Raw genomic sequence first — 15012 nt, 5'->3', positions numbered from 1 at the left:
ATTTTTCTCGATGCTTGATCACGCCTTTGGCGTGTTATGGCGCCTGCGCGATGACGTACCGTCAGAGTAGACAGCCCCCGTAAAAACAGCGCTCATCCTCTGGCAGCTGGGGAGAGCTGTTCGTGCTGGACATGGGGGAGAGCGTGATGGAGGCGGATTATGTGATCGTCGGCGGAGGCTCTGCGGGATCGACGCTGGCTGCCCGACTAAGCGAAGATCCAACCGTCACGGTCTGCCTGCTGGAAGCCGGCGGGCGCGGTGACGGGCTTTTGGTTCGCGCTCCTGCCGCTGTGGTCGCGATGCTACCGGGACGCCCCAAAATCAACAATTGGGCCTATGAAACCGTGCCGCAACCGGGGTTGAACGGGCGACACGGATATCAGCCGCGCGGTAAAGGCCTGGGCGGCTCCAGTGCGATCAATGCCATGCTTTATATTCGCGGCCACGCCAGCGATTACGATGAATGGGCCGCATTGGGATGTCCCGGTTGGGATTGGAACTCGGTGCTGCCCTATTTCCGAAAAGCCGAAAACAACGAACGCGGCGGCGATGATCTGCATGGTGCAGCCGGCCCCTTGCAGGTCAGCAACCAGAAATCGCCCCGCCCGATCACCGATGCCTTTATCAAGGCTGGCCAATCCCTGCAGATCCGACACCGCGAGGATTTCAACACAGGCGACAACGAGGGCATCGGCCTTTATCAGGTGACGCAATTCCACAGAGCTGACCGCAACGGGGAGCGCTGCTCGGCGGCGGCGGCCTATCTACACCCGGTGATGGACCGCGCGAATCTGAAGGTGATCACGCGGGCGCAGGCATCCCGGATCATATTCGACGGCAAACGTGCGGTTGGCGTCAGCTACCGGCTGCGCGGCACTGAGCATAGTGTCCGCGCCCGCCGCGAGGTGGTGCTCTGCGGTGGAGCGTTCAACTCGCCGCAGCTGCTGCAACTCTCCGGCGTTGGTCGACGCGAGGATATCCGCCCGCACGGGATCGACATGGTCCATGAACTGCCCGGGGTGGGGCAGAATCTGCAGGATCATCTGGACTTTACACTGGCTTATAAATCCAAGGATCGCGACAATTTCGGCATTTCCCTGCCCGGCAGTATCTCACTGTTGCGCCACATATGGAACTGGCGGAAAACCGGGCGTGGTATGATTGCGACTCCCTTTGCGGAAGGGGCCGCGTTCCTGAAAACGGACCCATCCCAAGAGCGTGCCGATGTGCAGCTGCATTTTGTGATTTCCATCGTGGATGATCACGCCCGGAAGCTGCACATGGGGCATGGGTTCAGCTGCCATATCTGCGTGCTGAGGCCAAAATCGCGCGGCACGGTCGGCCTGACCAGTGCCGATCCCACATCACCGCCACGGATTGATCCGCAGTTTCTCGCTGATCCCGATGATCTGGCCGTGCTTATCAGGGGGGTGCGCAAAACCCGGCAAATCATGGCGGCAGAACCGCTGGCGGGCTATATTCACAAGGAGCTGTTTATCGACGGCGAGGTCGATGACGCCGCATTGGAACAGCATATACGCGCGCGGGCAGATACGATTTATCATCCGGTTGGCACCTGCAAAATGGGAACCGACCCGCTTGCGGTGGTGGATCCCGCGCTCCGGGTCCATGGTTTGGAGGGGCTGCGGGTGGTTGATGCGTCGATCATGCCGCGCCTGATTGGCGGCAACACCAATGCGCCAACCATCATGATCGCGGAGAAAGCGGCAGATATTATACGCGGTGCCCTGGCCCGCGCCTGACATTTCAATTCGGAGAAGACGAAGATGCTTGGCAAGATGATGCACAAACAGCTGACTATAGGCTCGCTGATAGAACATGCAGGGCGGTTCCATAGCGGGACCACGGTCACATCTGTCGAGACTTCGGGCGAAACCGTGCATGTCACCTGGGGAGACATCGACACCAACGCACGCAAGCTGGCGGCCGCCCTGGGGCGGCTGGGCATCGCGCAGGGCGCCCGTTGCGGCACCATCGCCTGGAACAATCGTCGCCACCTCGAAATCTATTTCGGCGTCTCCGGGGGTGGGTTTGTCTGCCACACGATCAACCCGCGGCTGACACCAGAGCAGCTGATCTACATCATAAACCACGCAGAAGATCAGGTCCTGTTCATCGACACCACCTTTGTTCCGGCTGTGGCACAGCTGCGCGCGCATCTGACCACCGTGCAGAATATCGTGGTGATGGGGCCGCCGGACGCCGAGATCGCAGCCCAGATCGAAGACGTGCTGTTCTACGATGCGCTCCTGGACATGGAAACGACCCCGTATTCCTGGCCTGATCTGGATGAAAACCTGCCCTCGAGCCTGTGTTACACCTCCGGCACGACCGGCAATCCCAAGGGGGTTGAATACACCCATCGCACCAGCGTTCTGCATACGCTTGGCGGCAACCAGCCCGACGGTATCGCCCTGCGGGCGCGGGACACCGTTCTGGCAGTTGTTCCGATGTTCCACGTGAATGCCTGGGGGACGCCCTACATGACCGCGGCGGTTGGGGCAAAGCTGGTACTGCCCGGGCCGCATCTGGATGGGGCGAGCCTGGCCAAGCTGATTGATGCGGAAAAGGTCACCGTGGCGCTGGGTGTTCCCACAATCTGGATGGGTTTGCTGAAAGGGCTGGAGGAGACCGGATGCACCGCCGAGAGCCTGGAACGCACCATTGTCGGCGGCTCTGCCCTGCCAACGGTCATGATCCCCACATTTCGTGACAAATACGGCGTTGATCTGGTGCATGCCTGGGGCATGACGGAAACAAGCCCAATCGGGACGCTGAACCAGCTGCTTCAGAAACACAATGAGCTGGACGCCGAGCAGCAGGCGAAGCTGCGCGAAGGACAGGGCCGCCCCATGTATGGTGTCGATCTGCGCATCGTAGACGACAGCGGCGCTGTTCTGCCTCATGACGGACAGACGCAGGGCAATTTGCAGATCTGCGGTCATTGGGTGATCGACAGCTATTTCCGCGCCGAGGATACAGCGCTGACGGCAGATGGATGGTTCGATACCGGTGACGTCGCCACAATTGATGCCGATGGCTATATGATCATTCGTGATCGCTCCAAGGACATCATCAAGTCTGGCGGCGAATGGATCTCGACCGTCGAGCTGGAGGATATCGCGATGTCCCATCCCGGTATCGCTCAGGCAGCGGCAATCGCAGCCAGACACCCCAAATGGGACGAACGTCCGGTGGTGATCGCTGTAAAACGCTCCCCTGACGTGACCGAGGACGATCTGCGCGAGTATTACCAGGGCAAGGTAGCAAGCTGGCAGATCCCTGACCGTGTCATCTTTGTCGATGCGCTGCCGCTAGGTGGCACCGGAAAGGTGCTGAAAAACAAGCTCCGCGACTCTTACGACGCGATTCTGCTGGAGGCCTGATGCACTACACCGCCGCCAATATGGCATCTGGTGGCGGTGCCCATTTCACGAAATGGGCACAGAATCCGTCCGAATTACGGGTAAAAGAGGGGCTTTGGCGGCCATAACTGCCGGCAAATTTATCTGTTAAGCCTCACTTAAGACACCGCCTGATATCCCGGTAGTGGGTGAAAATAGGTGGTGGATTATGAGCGCACAAGGAAATGTGGCGCCCATTATCATCAAGAAGAAAAAGTCAGGTGGTGCCCATGGTCACCACGGTGGAGCCTGGAAGGTCGCCTATGCGGACTTCGTGACGGCTATGATGGCGTTCTTCATGTTGATGTGGCTGCTCAATGCAACGACTGAGAAACAACGCAAAGGGTTGGCGGATTATTTCTCGCCATCCATTCCGCTGAGCCGGGTCTCCGGCGGCGGCAACGGGGCGTTCAGCGGGGACAGCATGTTCACCGAGGAAATCCAGCCCCAGAACGGTACCGGTGCGACCGATGTGAACCCCGCAGACGCCCAGCAGGCCAAGGGTGACTCCGGCGTCGAACAGGACAAGGACCGCGAGGCTGCCGATGAGCAGTTCCGAGCCCTGGAAGAGCAGCTGAAGGGGCGTGGCGGCGAAAGCATGGTCTCGATCGAGATGGCGCAGCACATCATTACCCGCGTCACCGACGAAGGCCTTGTAGTCGAACTCTTCGACACCGAGGATTCGCCGCTGTTCAAAGATGGTACAGCCGAACCGACCCTCCTGTTCCGCGACATCGTGAAGATGGTTTCACGCGTCACCGGCGTTGTTGAAAACAACATCGCAATCGGCGGTCACATCAGGTCACATGCGGTCGTTGTCGCCAATAATCCGGTCTGGGAACTGTCCCATGCACGGGCTGACGCGACCCGGGTGATGCTCGAATCAGGTGGAACGAAGTCCAAGCGGATGCACCGGGTGACGGGACATGCCGATCGCAAACTGGCGGATAGCAATCCGATGGCAGCGCGAAACAATCGGGTCGAAATCATCCTTCTGCGCAAATAACCCATGGATCCCCAAAAACGGGCGGCGAACAGATCAGACAATTTTATCTGTTAGCCGCCCGTTAATGGGCAATCGGCTAGCTGTTGCATCAAGAAAGATTCGATGCAGCAGAAAGGCGTATCCATGACGATTTCTTCCTCGCTTAATGCCGGTGTTGCCGGGCTTACCGCGAATGCCAGCCGACTGGCCTCCATTTCCGACAACATCGCAAACTCCTCAACCGCCGGCTACAAGCGGGTCCAGACCGATTTCCACTCGATGGTCATGAGCTCGTCTGGCGGCACCTATTCGGCCGGGGGCGTGCGGACAACCAACGTCCGCCTGATTGATGAGCGGGGCCCGCTGGTGTCGACCAGCAATGCGACTGACCTCGCGGTCCGAGGCCGCGGTATGCTGCCGGTGACATCCATGAACGAGGTCGAGACAGGCGCTGCGAATCCGCAGATGATGCTGACCACCACTGCATCGTTCCGGACCAACGCCGATGGCCTGCTGGCCACTGAATCCGGCCTCGTCCTGATGGGCTGGCCCGCACAGTCCGATGGTACAATCCCACCCTACCCGCGCGATACCTCCGACGCGCTGGAACCGGTTCGTTTCAATGTAAACAAACTGTCTGGTGAGCCGACAACCGAGATGTCTCTGGGTGTCAACCTGCCTGCGACCGCAACCGAATCCACGTCGGCTGGTACCAGCGAAAACCTGTCGATCGAGTATTATGACAACCTCGGCAAGTCGGAGAGTCTGCAGATCGAATTTGTTCCCACCGTTCCCGCAACAGGCGAGTCGAACGAGTGGACGATGATCATTACCGATACTGCTATCGGCGCCACTGTGATCGGTGAATATACGCTGACCTTTGATGACAACCGGACCTCCGGCGGCGCTCTCAATGCTGTCACGGCAACGACAGGTGGGGCCTATGACCCGGCAACCGGCTCGATCATCGTGTCTGTTGCAGGCGGCCCGATGGAGATCAATATCGGCACCTTGGGGGATGACAACGGCCTTACCCAATTGTCGGATACCTTCGCACCCGCCTCCATTTCAAAGGACGGCGCCCCGGTCGGTAACTTCACCGGCGTGGAAATCGACGAAGCCGGATATGTGCATGCCAATTATGACACCGGCGTCAGCCGAGTGGTCTATCAGGTACCTCTTGTCGATCTGCCCAATCCCAACGGTATGATCGCGATGGATCGCCAGACCTATATGCCGTCCAGCGAAAGCGGCTCCTATTTCCTGTGGAATGCTGGTGAGGGTCCGACAGGCGATATCCTGGGCTATGCGCGTGAAGAGTCCGCAACCGATGTTGCGGGGGAACTGACCAACATGATCCAGACCCAGCGCGCCTATTCGTCGAACGCAAAGGTCATTCAGACCGTGGATGAGATGTTGCAGGAAACCACCAACATCAAGCGCTGATAAGCGCCTTCTCCTTTGATCCACATTCGCGCAAAGGCTGGATGATCCATGTCCATTACAAGTGCTCTCAATTCCGCAATGACCGGGCTGACGGCGGCTGGCCGCTCAACCTCGGTTGTTTCCGAAAACCTGTCGAATGTCCTGACACCAGGATATTCGCGCCGGAGTCTGGCGCTCACCAGCGCCGGCGACGGTTTCAGCGGGGTGAAGGTCGGCAACGTCCAGCGGATCAACGATCCGGCGTTGCAGTCCAGCGTGCGATCCGCCAATTCAGAGGTCGGCGTTGCCGAGGTGAAATCCGCCTTCTTTGGTCGTATGACCGAGCTGGTGGGCAGCGCCGACGACCCCTATTCCATCACACAGCGGCTGACCGACTTTGACTCCGGTCTGATCGAGGTGATTTCCCGTCCGGATTCAGGGCCGCGCTTGAACGATCTTGCGATCCAGGCTGAAGAATTGGTGCGGTCGATTTCCGATGCGGCCGAAGGGCTGCGCAATCGGCGCACAGCCGCCGACAGGGCCATCGACGTGCAAGTTGATACCGTCAATCAATCGCTGGAAAAGCTGCAAAGACTGAACGCAAAAATTGCAGTCAGTCAGTCCACCGGATCCGATTCCGCATCGCTTCTCGATCAGCGTGATCTGTTGATCGACGAGGTGAACCAGATTATCCCGGTCAAGGTTGTGAACCGTGACCGTGGGCAGATCGCCCTGTTCTCAGAAGGCGGCGCCGTGCTTCTGGATGGTCAGGCCGCTGAGCTGAGTTTCGATGGCAAGGCCGATACCCTGCCTTACATGACCCTCGGCAACGGGTTGCTCTCCGGTCTGCAAATCAACGGTATCGACGTTGCAACCGGCCCCGGCGGGCCAATTCGCGGCGGGACTCTGGCGGCCCATTTCGAGGTGCGCGACGTTCTGACCGTGGAAGCACAGGAAGATCTCGATGCGATGGCAAAAGATCTCGTCGAACGCTTCCAGGATCCAACCTTGGATCCGACTTTGGGCGCCACCGATCCCGGGATTTTCACCGATCAAGGTGCGTTCTTTGACCCTGCCAATACTGTTGGCATCGCCAACCGTATTGAATTGAACGACAAGATCGCGATGCAGGGACAGGCTGAAACCTGGCGGTTGCGGGATGGTCTCAATGCAGCGGCGCCCGGGAATGCCGGCAATGCAACGCTTCTGCGCGGATATGCCGATGCGCTCGACGCCAAGCGCTTGGTATCGTCCGTCGGCCTCGGCACCGCAAATCTGGATGCCAGCACGCTGAGCGCGAATCTGCTGTCGCGTTTTGCACAGAGTGAAAATTCCGCAGAACAGAATGTCGCCTTCGCGGCGGCAACCTATACCGAAATGTATCAGCGCGAATTGGCGCAGGGCGTCGACAGTGATGCTGAACTGCAAAACCTTATCGTGATTGAAAAAGTCTATCAGGCCAACGCCAGAATGATCTCCGTCGTTGATGAGCTGATGGAAACGCTTCTGAGGATTTAACGAATGATTATGAACTCATATGGGGACATGGCTCAGCATCTGTTCCTGCGCAATCGGTCGGTGGGTCTGAAGAACGACATCTCGACCCTGACGCAGGAATTGAGTTCGGGTAAAACCTCGCAGCTGACACAGAAACTAGGTGGCGATCTCACCTATCTGTCCGACGTCGAACGAAGCCTTGACCGGCTCAAGTCCTTTCAGGTGGCAAATACCGAGGCCGCGCTGTTCGCATCCTCGATGCAGAACAATATTGAGCTGATCTCCGATAACGTCATCACGCTGACCGGTGACATCTTCTCCGTCACCACCTCGCCGAATGACGAAACGTCGAAGCAATTGTCCAACCAGGCAGAGGTGTTCCTGACGGAAGCCATCCGGTCGCTGAACGGTGAAGCGGCCGGCCGCAGCCTGTTTGCCGGCAATGATACCGAAGCCAAGCCTCTCGCCGACCTCAACACCTTGATGTCCGCACTGGTGACCGAGGTATCCCTGCTGAGCACCGCCCCGGATATCGTCCAGGCCGTCAAGGACTGGTTTGCCGATCCGCTGGGGTTTGATGCAGTGATGTACCAGGGCTCTTCGGATTTGATGGACCCGGTGAGAATCGGGCCCAACGAAGAGGTCACGGTCTCTCTGAAGGCCAATGATGCTGCGTTCAAACAGACATTGCAGAGCCTCGCGATTGCGACACTGGTAAATGAACCCGGCCTGAGCCTCAGCTCGGACGTGAAATTCGAACTGTTGCGTAGCACCGGGGTAGAGCTGCGTGAAAGCCAGGTTCAACTGACGCAGATGCAATCGGATCTTGGTTTTGTTGAAGGGCGTATCGAGCAGACGGCAACACGCAATGGCGCGGCGCAGACCAGCCTGAGCCTGGTGTTCAATGAACTCGTCCAAGCCGACCCATATGAGACCGCAACCCGTCTCGACGAGGCGCAGTTCCAACTGGAAAGCCTGTTTACTGTCACCGCGCGAACATCACAGCTGTCTCTGATGAGGTTCCTGTCATGATGCAGCTCATTCGACTTCTGCTGACGGTGCTGATGTTGCCTGCGATGGCACAGGCCAATGCCATCCGGCTGAAGGACCTGGTCGAGTTTGACGGCGTTCGTGGTAATGATCTGGTCGGCTACGGTCTTGTGGTTGGTCTGAACGGGACCGGCGACGGTCTGCGCAACTCACCGTTTACCGAAGAGATCATGTCGAACATCCTCGAAAGGCTGGGCGTCAATGTCACCGGTGAGCAGTTTCGGCCCAAGAATGTTGCGGCGGTGTTTGTCACCGCGACTTTGCCGCCTTTTGCCCGTGTTGGCGGCACCGTCGATGTGACGGTGTCCGCAATTGGCGATTCGAAAAGCCTACTGGGCGGGACGCTGGTCATGACGCCGCTGAATGCCGCCGATGGTCAGATCTATGCCGTTGCCCAAGGGACCATTCTGGCTGGTGGCGCGGTCGCGGAGGGTGAAGGTGCCTCTGTCACCCAGGGGGTGCCGACCGCCGGTGTTATTCCATCGGGGGCCAGGGTCGAGCGCGAGATCGACTTTGATCTCTCGTCACTGACGTCCATGCGCCTTGCCCTGCGGGAGCCAGATTTCACCACCGCTGGCCGTATCGAGCGGGCGATCAATGCGGAATTTGGTCGAAACGTCGCTCTGATGCGGGATTCCGGGACCGTGGAAATTGACGTGCAGCGCACCAATAGCCGGTCAACGGCCCATGCAGTTGGTCGGATCGAGAATATCCTGGTCGAACCGCAGCGCAAGGCGCGTGTGGTTGTGGATCAACGCTCCGGCACCATTGTAATGGGCAGCGATGTCCGTATTTCACGTGTCGCGGTTGCGCAAGGCAATCTGACCCTGCGGATCGAGGAAACACCCCTCGTGGTTCAGCCCAATCCATTTGCAGATGGCGAAACGGTTGTCGTCCCACGCACCGGTGCCGCCATTGAAGAGGAAGAGGGCATACAGCTGGCGGAAGTTCCGGAAACAACCTCCTTGTCCGAAGTGGTCGCCGGGCTAAACGCCCTGGGCGTATCGCCGCGGGACATGATCGATATCCTCAAGAGCCTGAAGGCGGCCGGTGCCCTGCATGCCGAATTTGTAGTTCGGTAGCAGCGAGGCCCCAAGATAGACAAGACCAGCACCCCCTGAAGCCACGTGGCTTCGGGGGGTGCTTCGTCGTAATGGAGCTGTTGCGGATCCGCGATTTGCAGATGCGCTGTCACTGAACTCTACCTTCGTGATTGTCACAACCTGGAGGTCTGGGAGATGCGGTCCTGGACATTTCAGCACATTGCCCGAGATGACAGCACGGCTCGCTCTCCGCGCGTTACATCAGCGGGGCCCGAGGTCCAGATCACTAAATCTGAGGGAGAGGGAGAGGAAAGCCCGGTCATCAACCCTCAAGGATGTGCTGAAGGATGAGGGCGACCGCAGTATATGGCAGCGCTCAGGGTGATGGCACAGAAAAACCCCCGGCCGCAATGGCGACCGGAGGATTAGGAAGGCGATATCCAACTACGGGAAGTAGCTGCGCACCAAAGCACTCGCGATAAGGCTCCAGCCGTCGGCAACGACAAAGAACGCGAGTTTGAACGGCATGGACACAACGGCCGGTGGGACCATCATCATACCCATCGACATCAGAACCGCCGCGACCACCAGGTCGATCACGAGAAATGGCAGAAAGACAAGAAAGCCGACCTGAAACGCGCGGGCGATTTCTGACAGCATGAAGCTGGACACCAAGGTCGACAGCGGCGCATCGGCGGTTGGGTCAATACCCGCAGTGGCCGGGCGTAGATCCGCTATCGCGTAGAATGTATCGGGATCAAGGCGCGCCGCCATGAAGACACGGAACGGCTGCAAAGCACGTTCAAGCGCGGTTTCAACATCCAGCCGTTCCTCGATCAGCGGATTGATCCCGGTGGTCCAGGCCTCGGTAAAGACAGGCTCCATGACGAAATAGGTGAGAAACAGCGCGAGGCTGATCATCAACATATTCGGCGGCGCCTGCTGCAAACCGATGGCCTGCCGCAGGATCGACAAGACCGTCACAAGAAACGGAAAGCATGTGATCATGATCAGCAGCCCCGGCGCGAGGCTGAGGACGGTGATCAGCAGGATCAGCTGGATCGAACGGGCGGAGATTGACTGACCATCGCCCAATGACAGGCTGAGATCCTGCGCGCTTGCAGGGTCCGGCAGACCGAGGGCCAGAATAGCCGCCAGCGCGACGGCAAAAAGGGCAGTGCGTGTCATCCCAGGCCGCTTTGCAAATCCGCGATTTCCGTCAGGCGCACAGCCAGTTGACCTGCTTGCTCGCCTTCCAGCTCTTCCAATTGGCCTCTGGCGACCAGGCGGTCGCCGACATAGAGATCCACGGGATCCTCCACCCGTTTGTCGAGCGTCAGAATCGCGTTCTCGCCCAGGTTGACAAGATCACGGATCAACGGCCGCGCCTTGCCGACCGATACGACGACCTCAACGGGTACCGACACAAACGGATTGCCTGCATCGCCAGATTTCCGGTTCATTTCAGCAGACTTATCCATATTTGCTGTCCTCTGTTATGTGAAAGGAGAAGGCCTCGATCGAATCCTGGATAGAGTCGATCAGGGCCGAGCTGTTGATTTCCCGCTCAATGCCGCCGACCTTAAGATAGGCTTGACCCGGGCTCAGGATGACATCCTCGCGCACCTGAACCGGTACAGCGAAACTCTTGGTCAGAAGCGCACGCACCGTCGCCCCCTCGCCGGGGGAGACGACAATATTGATCGCTTGATCCGCCTGGCTCTTGGCCATGTCGGTGAGCTGATCAACTATGTGATGTCCAAAGCTCGCAGCCATTGCGTCGGGCAGGACAGCGCTCGTCAGAACCTTGAACATCGGATCCAGCGATTCGAGCAGTTGCGTCTGCGCCTCGTGGAAGGTGAAGCTGAGATCTTCGAGCGAACTGGCCAGTTCCGAGGAGACATGCTTGCTCTCCTTGTCCTTCGCTGTCACCGCATCATCCCAACCGGCGCTGTAGCCCTTTTCGTAGGATTCCAGACGCTGTTCTTCCAACAATTCCTCGTTGACTTCGACAACCGGCACCGCCGGTGTATCCATGGCAAAATCTTCAAGAAGATGGGCAATGGTCATCAGGCTCTCTCCTCATTTTCTTCCAGCCAGCCGCGCAGAATCTGAACAGTTTCCTCCTGGCGTTCGCCAATCATCGAGCGCAGGCGATCAACGGGGTTGTCGCTGCCACCGCCAAGGGCAGGCAGGCCACCCATATCGCCCAATCCGCTCATGTCACCCATGCCCATGCCGCTGCCCATGCCCATGCCACCCATGGGTTCGAACTGGCCGGTTTCATTGTTCTCTATCTCACCATCCAGCGCGAGATCGGCGCCGAGGTTCGGATTGGACATGAAACCGCCTCCGCCGAGTGCCGGCAATTCGTCCATGGCGTCGCCTGTCGGTGCCCCAAGGGCCGGAACGCTGGCCTGGTTCGACAGGATCGGACGGATGACAAAGAGACCAAGGATCAGCGTCACCAGTGCCAAGGCAGCCATCTGGATAAGCGACATTGCATCCAGATAGATGTTGTCAAAGATGGAGGCGCTGACAACGGTGCCTTGCGGCTCTACCGTAGGCATTTCCATCGATTTCAGCGTGATGACATCCCCGCGCTCCTCGCTGAAGCCAACCGCGGCAGAGATCAGCTCGCGCAGCGCGCCAAGCTCTTCTTCCGGGCGGGGTTCCATCACTGTTTCGCCGGTTGCCGTGGTTGTCTGGACGCCATTCAGCAATACAGCAACGGTCAGTCGTTTAATCGCACCCGGTCCACGCAGAATCTCTTTTTCTGTCTCAGAGATTTCATAGTTGACCCGTTCACGAGTGGCACTGGTGCTGGCTTTCGACCCGTCGCCAGAGGCCCCGTCTCCGTCCGGGATATTTGACGCAACCGTCACTTCACCAGATTGGTTCTGAGACGAATCCGCGCGTTCTTCCACGTCGGTGCTGATTGCGACACGGCTTTCGGGATCAATGCGCTTTTCCCGGATGGATTCGGTATCTGTTACCGTTTCGACGCTGACTTCGACCACAGCATTACCATGACCAACGCGCGCTTCGACCAGGCGCATGACCCGTTCGCGAATCGACTGCGAGCGATCATCCGTACCCGCGCCAACAGCTGCGGCGGCCTCGGGCGAGCCGATCAGGGCGCCATTGGCATCGATCACCGCAACATTCTCCACCGCGAGACCTGTCACGGCAGAGGAAATCAGAAACCGAATCGCATTCGCCTGGGCCGGCGTGATGGGCGAGCCCATCGGGACAACCGACACAGAGGCAGTCGGTTCGGCCGTGCGCTGGAACGGGTTCGAGCCCGTATTGGCAATATGCACCCTTGCCTGGGTCACATGCGGGCTGGCCACAATAGTACGGGCCAATTCCCCTTCTTTTGCGCGCCAATAGGCGGCGTCAAACATCTGTGATGTTGTTCCGAAGCCGCTGAGCGAATCGAGCAGCTCATATCCGCGTCCGCCGTTTGCCGGCAGGCCTTCGCTTGCCAGTGTCATGCGAAGTTCGTCGCGCGCAGAGGCCGCAACGTAAATTGACCCCCCGCGAACTTCATATTCTGTGCCGCGCTGTTCAAGCGCGCGCACCACATCCCCAGCCGAGCCGCTTTCCAGCCCGGCGTACAATAATTGCATCGTGGGCGTATTCGCCACACGGGACATCGCCAGGACGCTGAGAATCACGATCACCGTGGCCCCCACGGCAATCAGGCGCTTTCGCGTGTCCAAACCTGCCCAGACATTCTTGATCTGCTGCACATTAACCTCCGTAGCACCGGCATTCTGTCCGATGTGCAACCCTTTTGCCGGATTGCCCTTAACATTCGGTTAGTGTCCGCAAGCTAAGAAGATGAGGCACGACGTATTAGGGATAGTCATGACAGACGCTGTAGTAGACACAGAACAGGACGCCCCGGCCAAGAAGAGCAAGCTGCCCCTTATCATTGGGGTTGTTCTTGCGCTTGCTGGTGCCGGTGGGGGATTCTTCGCTGTCCAGTCAGGCCTTCTTCCCTTTGGTCAGAGCGCAGCCCCAGAAGGGGTGGATGCGACCGAAGTGGCGCCAGAAGGCGTGGACAACGGTGAGACGGCGGAGGATATCGCCAATCTCGCCTTTATCGAAATGGAACCGATTGTGATCACCTTGCGCAAGGCAAGTGGGCTAAAACACCTTCGATTCCGCTCTCAGCTGGAGGTTGATCTCGCCCATCGGGCCGAGGTCGAAAAAATCCTCCCGCGTGTTGTCGATGTTCTCAACAGCTATCTCAGGGCACTGGAACTGGAGGATCTGACCGATCCGATGGCCTTGCCGAAACTGCGCGCACAGATGCTGCGGCGGATCAATATCGCAACCGGCCAGGGCCGGGTGCGTGATCTGCTGATTATGGACTTCGTATTGAACTAGGAGAACGGGATGGAACTGATTGCAGATATCCTGCTTGCGGCCGGGGCCATGGGGGCAGGCTTTTATTGCCTGGTGCTCTCGCGACGGCTGAAGCGTTTCAACGACCTGGAGAAAGGTGTGGGAGGAGCGGTTGCCGTGCTCTCCGCCCAGGTTGATGACCTGAATAAATCACTGCTGGCAGCACGCCATGTATCGGATGGATCGAGCAAGGCCCTGGACCAGCTGACCGGCCGGGCCGAATCGGTTGCACAACGCCTGGAGCTGATGATGGCATCCATGCACGACATGCCCGAAGTTGCGGCGCCTGAGCCTAAGGCACAGGCACCCGAACCCGCAGCTGCCGAAGAAAACGACGCGCTCGCCGCCGCTTATCAAGCCGACGCCGAGCCAGAAGCGGCGCCGGAACCTGAGCCTGCAAAACCTGCAGGGCTGATGTTTGTCCGCCACAACCGTTCGCAGGGCCGGGTAGCATAATGGCCAAGACAGCACAGACCAAAGCCCCGAAGGCAAAACCAAAAAAAGCAACGCGCATGAAGCGGACACGCAGCGGTGCGCTCATGATGCTGGCCTTCTTGCTGATGGGATCCGCTATTGTGCGCCTCGGGCTGGAGGCAGGACCGGCGATCGCCCGGGAAGTTGCAAACCTGCAGGACGAATCGCCTCTGAAGGATGAGCCGAAAGGCACCTTGAACGGTAAGTCGATGCCGTCATCGGCAGAGCTCCAGAACATGCTGGCGGCCTTTCAGGAGCGCGAAGCTGCACTGTCTGCGCGCGAGGCCGAGATTGAAGATCGCATGAAGGCGCTCGAGATCGCAGATGATGCAATCGAACAGAAGCTTGTTGCGCTGGAACAGGCGGAGGAAGAGCTGAAATCGACACTGGCTCTCGCCGATGGTGCAACAGAAGGGGATCTGACGCGTCTGACTGCGGTCTACGAGCAGATGAAACCCAAGGAATCAGCAGCGCTGTTTGAGGAGATGGATCCGGCATTTGCAGCTGGTTTCCTCGCGCGCATGCGCCCTGAGGCAGCCGCAGGCATCATGGCCGGGCTCAGCCCGCAGGCAGCCTATACAATCAGCGTGGTCCTGGCGGGTCGCAACGGGTCTGTTCCAAAGGAGTAAGCAAGCGCTGCTCCTCAGGCTTTTTTAACGTGAATCGCCTAAACTTGTAGAAACAAACGAAATTCGGA

At 58.7% G+C, this 15012-nt stretch carries 14 protein-coding genes; 10 read left to right on the top strand and 4 right to left on the bottom strand.

The window, feature by feature from the left end; genetic code table 11:
* Window positions 1-146 precede the first annotated feature (146 nt).
* The 7 genes from VWY75_RS14445 to VWY75_RS14415 all read left to right on the top strand — a co-directional run bounded on the left by VWY75_RS14445 (window position 147) and on the right by VWY75_RS14415 (window position 9464).
* Window positions 147-1763: a GMC family oxidoreductase gene (locus VWY75_RS14445; protein WP_416538506.1), complete on the top strand. Its 1617-nt coding sequence runs from the start codon at window positions 147-149 to the stop codon at window positions 1761-1763.
* Between the two features lie 24 nt (window positions 1764-1787).
* Complete coding sequence (locus VWY75_RS14440) at window positions 1788-3407, top strand: long-chain-fatty-acid--CoA ligase (RefSeq protein WP_416538499.1); 1620 nt, start codon at window positions 1788-1790, stop codon at window positions 3405-3407.
* A gap of 187 nt (window positions 3408-3594) precedes the next feature.
* Entirely contained in the window at window positions 3595-4431 is an 837-nt protein-coding gene (locus tag VWY75_RS14435) for a flagellar motor protein MotB (protein WP_416534391.1), read from the top strand.
* A 102-nt stretch (window positions 4432-4533) separates the two neighbouring features.
* Window positions 4534-5856 carry a flagellar hook protein FlgE gene (locus VWY75_RS14430; protein ID WP_340547038.1) on the top strand — a complete coding sequence of 441 codons (1323 nt, stop codon included), beginning with the start codon at window positions 4534-4536 and terminating at the stop codon, window positions 5854-5856.
* A 48-nt stretch (window positions 5857-5904) separates the two neighbouring features.
* A complete protein-coding gene (gene flgK / locus VWY75_RS14425) occupies window positions 5905-7353 on the top strand; it encodes a flagellar hook-associated protein FlgK (RefSeq protein WP_416538498.1) in 1449 nt (482 codons plus the stop codon).
* Window positions 7354-7356: 3 nt separating this feature from the next.
* On the top strand, window positions 7357-8364 hold the full coding sequence (locus tag VWY75_RS14420; protein WP_340547040.1) for a flagellin: 1008 nt from the start codon (window positions 7357-7359) through the stop codon (window positions 8362-8364).
* Complete coding sequence (locus VWY75_RS14415; protein WP_340547041.1) at window positions 8361-9464, top strand: flagellar basal body P-ring protein FlgI; 1104 nt, start codon at window positions 8361-8363, stop codon at window positions 9462-9464. Before VWY75_RS14420 ends, VWY75_RS14415 begins: the two co-directional genes overlap by 4 nt.
* Before the next feature lie 405 nt (window positions 9465-9869).
* On the opposite strand, the gene fliP is transcribed toward VWY75_RS14415, so the two are convergent.
* The 4 genes from fliP to fliF are packed head-to-tail and all read right to left on the bottom strand — an operon-like array spanning window position 9870 to window position 13180.
* On the bottom strand, window positions 9870-10613 hold the full coding sequence (gene fliP / locus VWY75_RS14410; protein ID WP_416538497.1) for a flagellar type III secretion system pore protein FliP: 744 nt from the start codon (window positions 10611-10613) through the stop codon (window positions 9870-9872).
* On the bottom strand, window positions 10610-10906 hold the full coding sequence (locus tag VWY75_RS14405) for a FliM/FliN family flagellar motor switch protein (protein ID WP_040175044.1): 297 nt from the start codon (window positions 10904-10906) through the stop codon (window positions 10610-10612). Before VWY75_RS14405 ends, fliP begins: the two co-directional genes overlap by 4 nt.
* Entirely contained in the window at window positions 10899-11495 is a 597-nt protein-coding gene (locus VWY75_RS14400) for an ABC transporter ATP-binding protein (RefSeq protein WP_340547043.1), read from the bottom strand. Before VWY75_RS14400 ends, VWY75_RS14405 begins: the two co-directional genes overlap by 8 nt.
* Window positions 11495-13180 carry a flagellar basal-body MS-ring/collar protein FliF gene (fliF, locus tag VWY75_RS14395; protein ID WP_416534390.1) on the bottom strand — a complete coding sequence of 562 codons (1686 nt, stop codon included), beginning with the start codon at window positions 13178-13180 and terminating at the stop codon, window positions 11495-11497. Before fliF ends, VWY75_RS14400 begins: the two co-directional genes overlap by 1 nt.
* A gap of 118 nt (window positions 13181-13298) precedes the next feature.
* Between fliF and VWY75_RS14390 the strand changes: the two genes are divergently transcribed.
* Genes VWY75_RS14390 through VWY75_RS14380 form a run of 3 tightly spaced genes read left to right on the top strand, consistent with a single transcriptional unit; the run spans window position 13299 to window position 14944 of the window.
* Window positions 13299-13823, top strand: coding sequence for a flagellar basal body-associated FliL family protein (locus VWY75_RS14390; RefSeq protein ID WP_340547045.1), 525 nt, complete (start codon window positions 13299-13301; stop codon window positions 13821-13823).
* A 9-nt stretch (window positions 13824-13832) separates the two neighbouring features.
* Window positions 13833-14297, top strand: coding sequence for a hypothetical protein (locus VWY75_RS14385; protein WP_416534389.1), 465 nt, complete (start codon window positions 13833-13835; stop codon window positions 14295-14297).
* A complete protein-coding gene (locus tag VWY75_RS14380; protein WP_416538496.1) occupies window positions 14297-14944 on the top strand; it encodes a MotE family protein in 648 nt (215 codons plus the stop codon). The genes VWY75_RS14385 and VWY75_RS14380 overlap by 1 nt, the downstream gene beginning before the upstream one ends.
* Window positions 14945-15012: the final 68 nt, after the last annotated feature.

Origin of the sequence: Phaeobacter sp. JH20_08 (genome assembly GCF_048056635.1) — a bacterium.
Taxonomy (GTDB): domain Bacteria; phylum Pseudomonadota; class Alphaproteobacteria; order Rhodobacterales; family Rhodobacteraceae; genus Phaeobacter; species Phaeobacter bryozoorum.
This window is presented reverse-complemented; position numbering and strand designations above follow the sequence as displayed.

Coding starts and splice junctions, on each gene's coding strand:
- VWY75_RS14445 (WP_416538506.1), top strand. CDS start 147: ATGGAGGCGGATTATGTGATCGTCGGCGGAGGCTCTGCGGGATCGACG.
- VWY75_RS14440 (WP_416538499.1), top strand. CDS start 1,788: ATGCTTGGCAAGATGATGCACAAACAGCTGACTATAGGCTCGCTGATA.
- VWY75_RS14435 (WP_416534391.1), top strand. CDS start 3,595: ATGAGCGCACAAGGAAATGTGGCGCCCATTATCATCAAGAAGAAAAAG.
- VWY75_RS14430 (WP_340547038.1), top strand. CDS start 4,534: ATGCAGCAGAAAGGCGTATCCATGACGATTTCTTCCTCGCTTAATGCC.
- flgK (WP_416538498.1), top strand. CDS start 5,905: ATGTCCATTACAAGTGCTCTCAATTCCGCAATGACCGGGCTGACGGCG.
- VWY75_RS14420 (WP_340547040.1), top strand. CDS start 7,357: ATGATTATGAACTCATATGGGGACATGGCTCAGCATCTGTTCCTGCGC.
- VWY75_RS14415 (WP_340547041.1), top strand. CDS start 8,361: ATGATGCAGCTCATTCGACTTCTGCTGACGGTGCTGATGTTGCCTGCG.
- fliP (WP_416538497.1), bottom strand. CDS start 10,613: ATGACACGCACTGCCCTTTTTGCCGTCGCGCTGGCGGCTATTCTGGCC.
- VWY75_RS14405 (WP_040175044.1), bottom strand. CDS start 10,906: ATGGATAAGTCTGCTGAAATGAACCGGAAATCTGGCGATGCAGGCAAT.
- VWY75_RS14400 (WP_340547043.1), bottom strand. CDS start 11,495: ATGACCATTGCCCATCTTCTTGAAGATTTTGCCATGGATACACCGGCG.
- VWY75_RS14390 (WP_340547045.1), top strand. CDS start 13,299: ATGACAGACGCTGTAGTAGACACAGAACAGGACGCCCCGGCCAAGAAG.
- VWY75_RS14385 (WP_416534389.1), top strand. CDS start 13,833: ATGGAACTGATTGCAGATATCCTGCTTGCGGCCGGGGCCATGGGGGCA.
- VWY75_RS14380 (WP_416538496.1), top strand. CDS start 14,297: ATGGCCAAGACAGCACAGACCAAAGCCCCGAAGGCAAAACCAAAAAAA.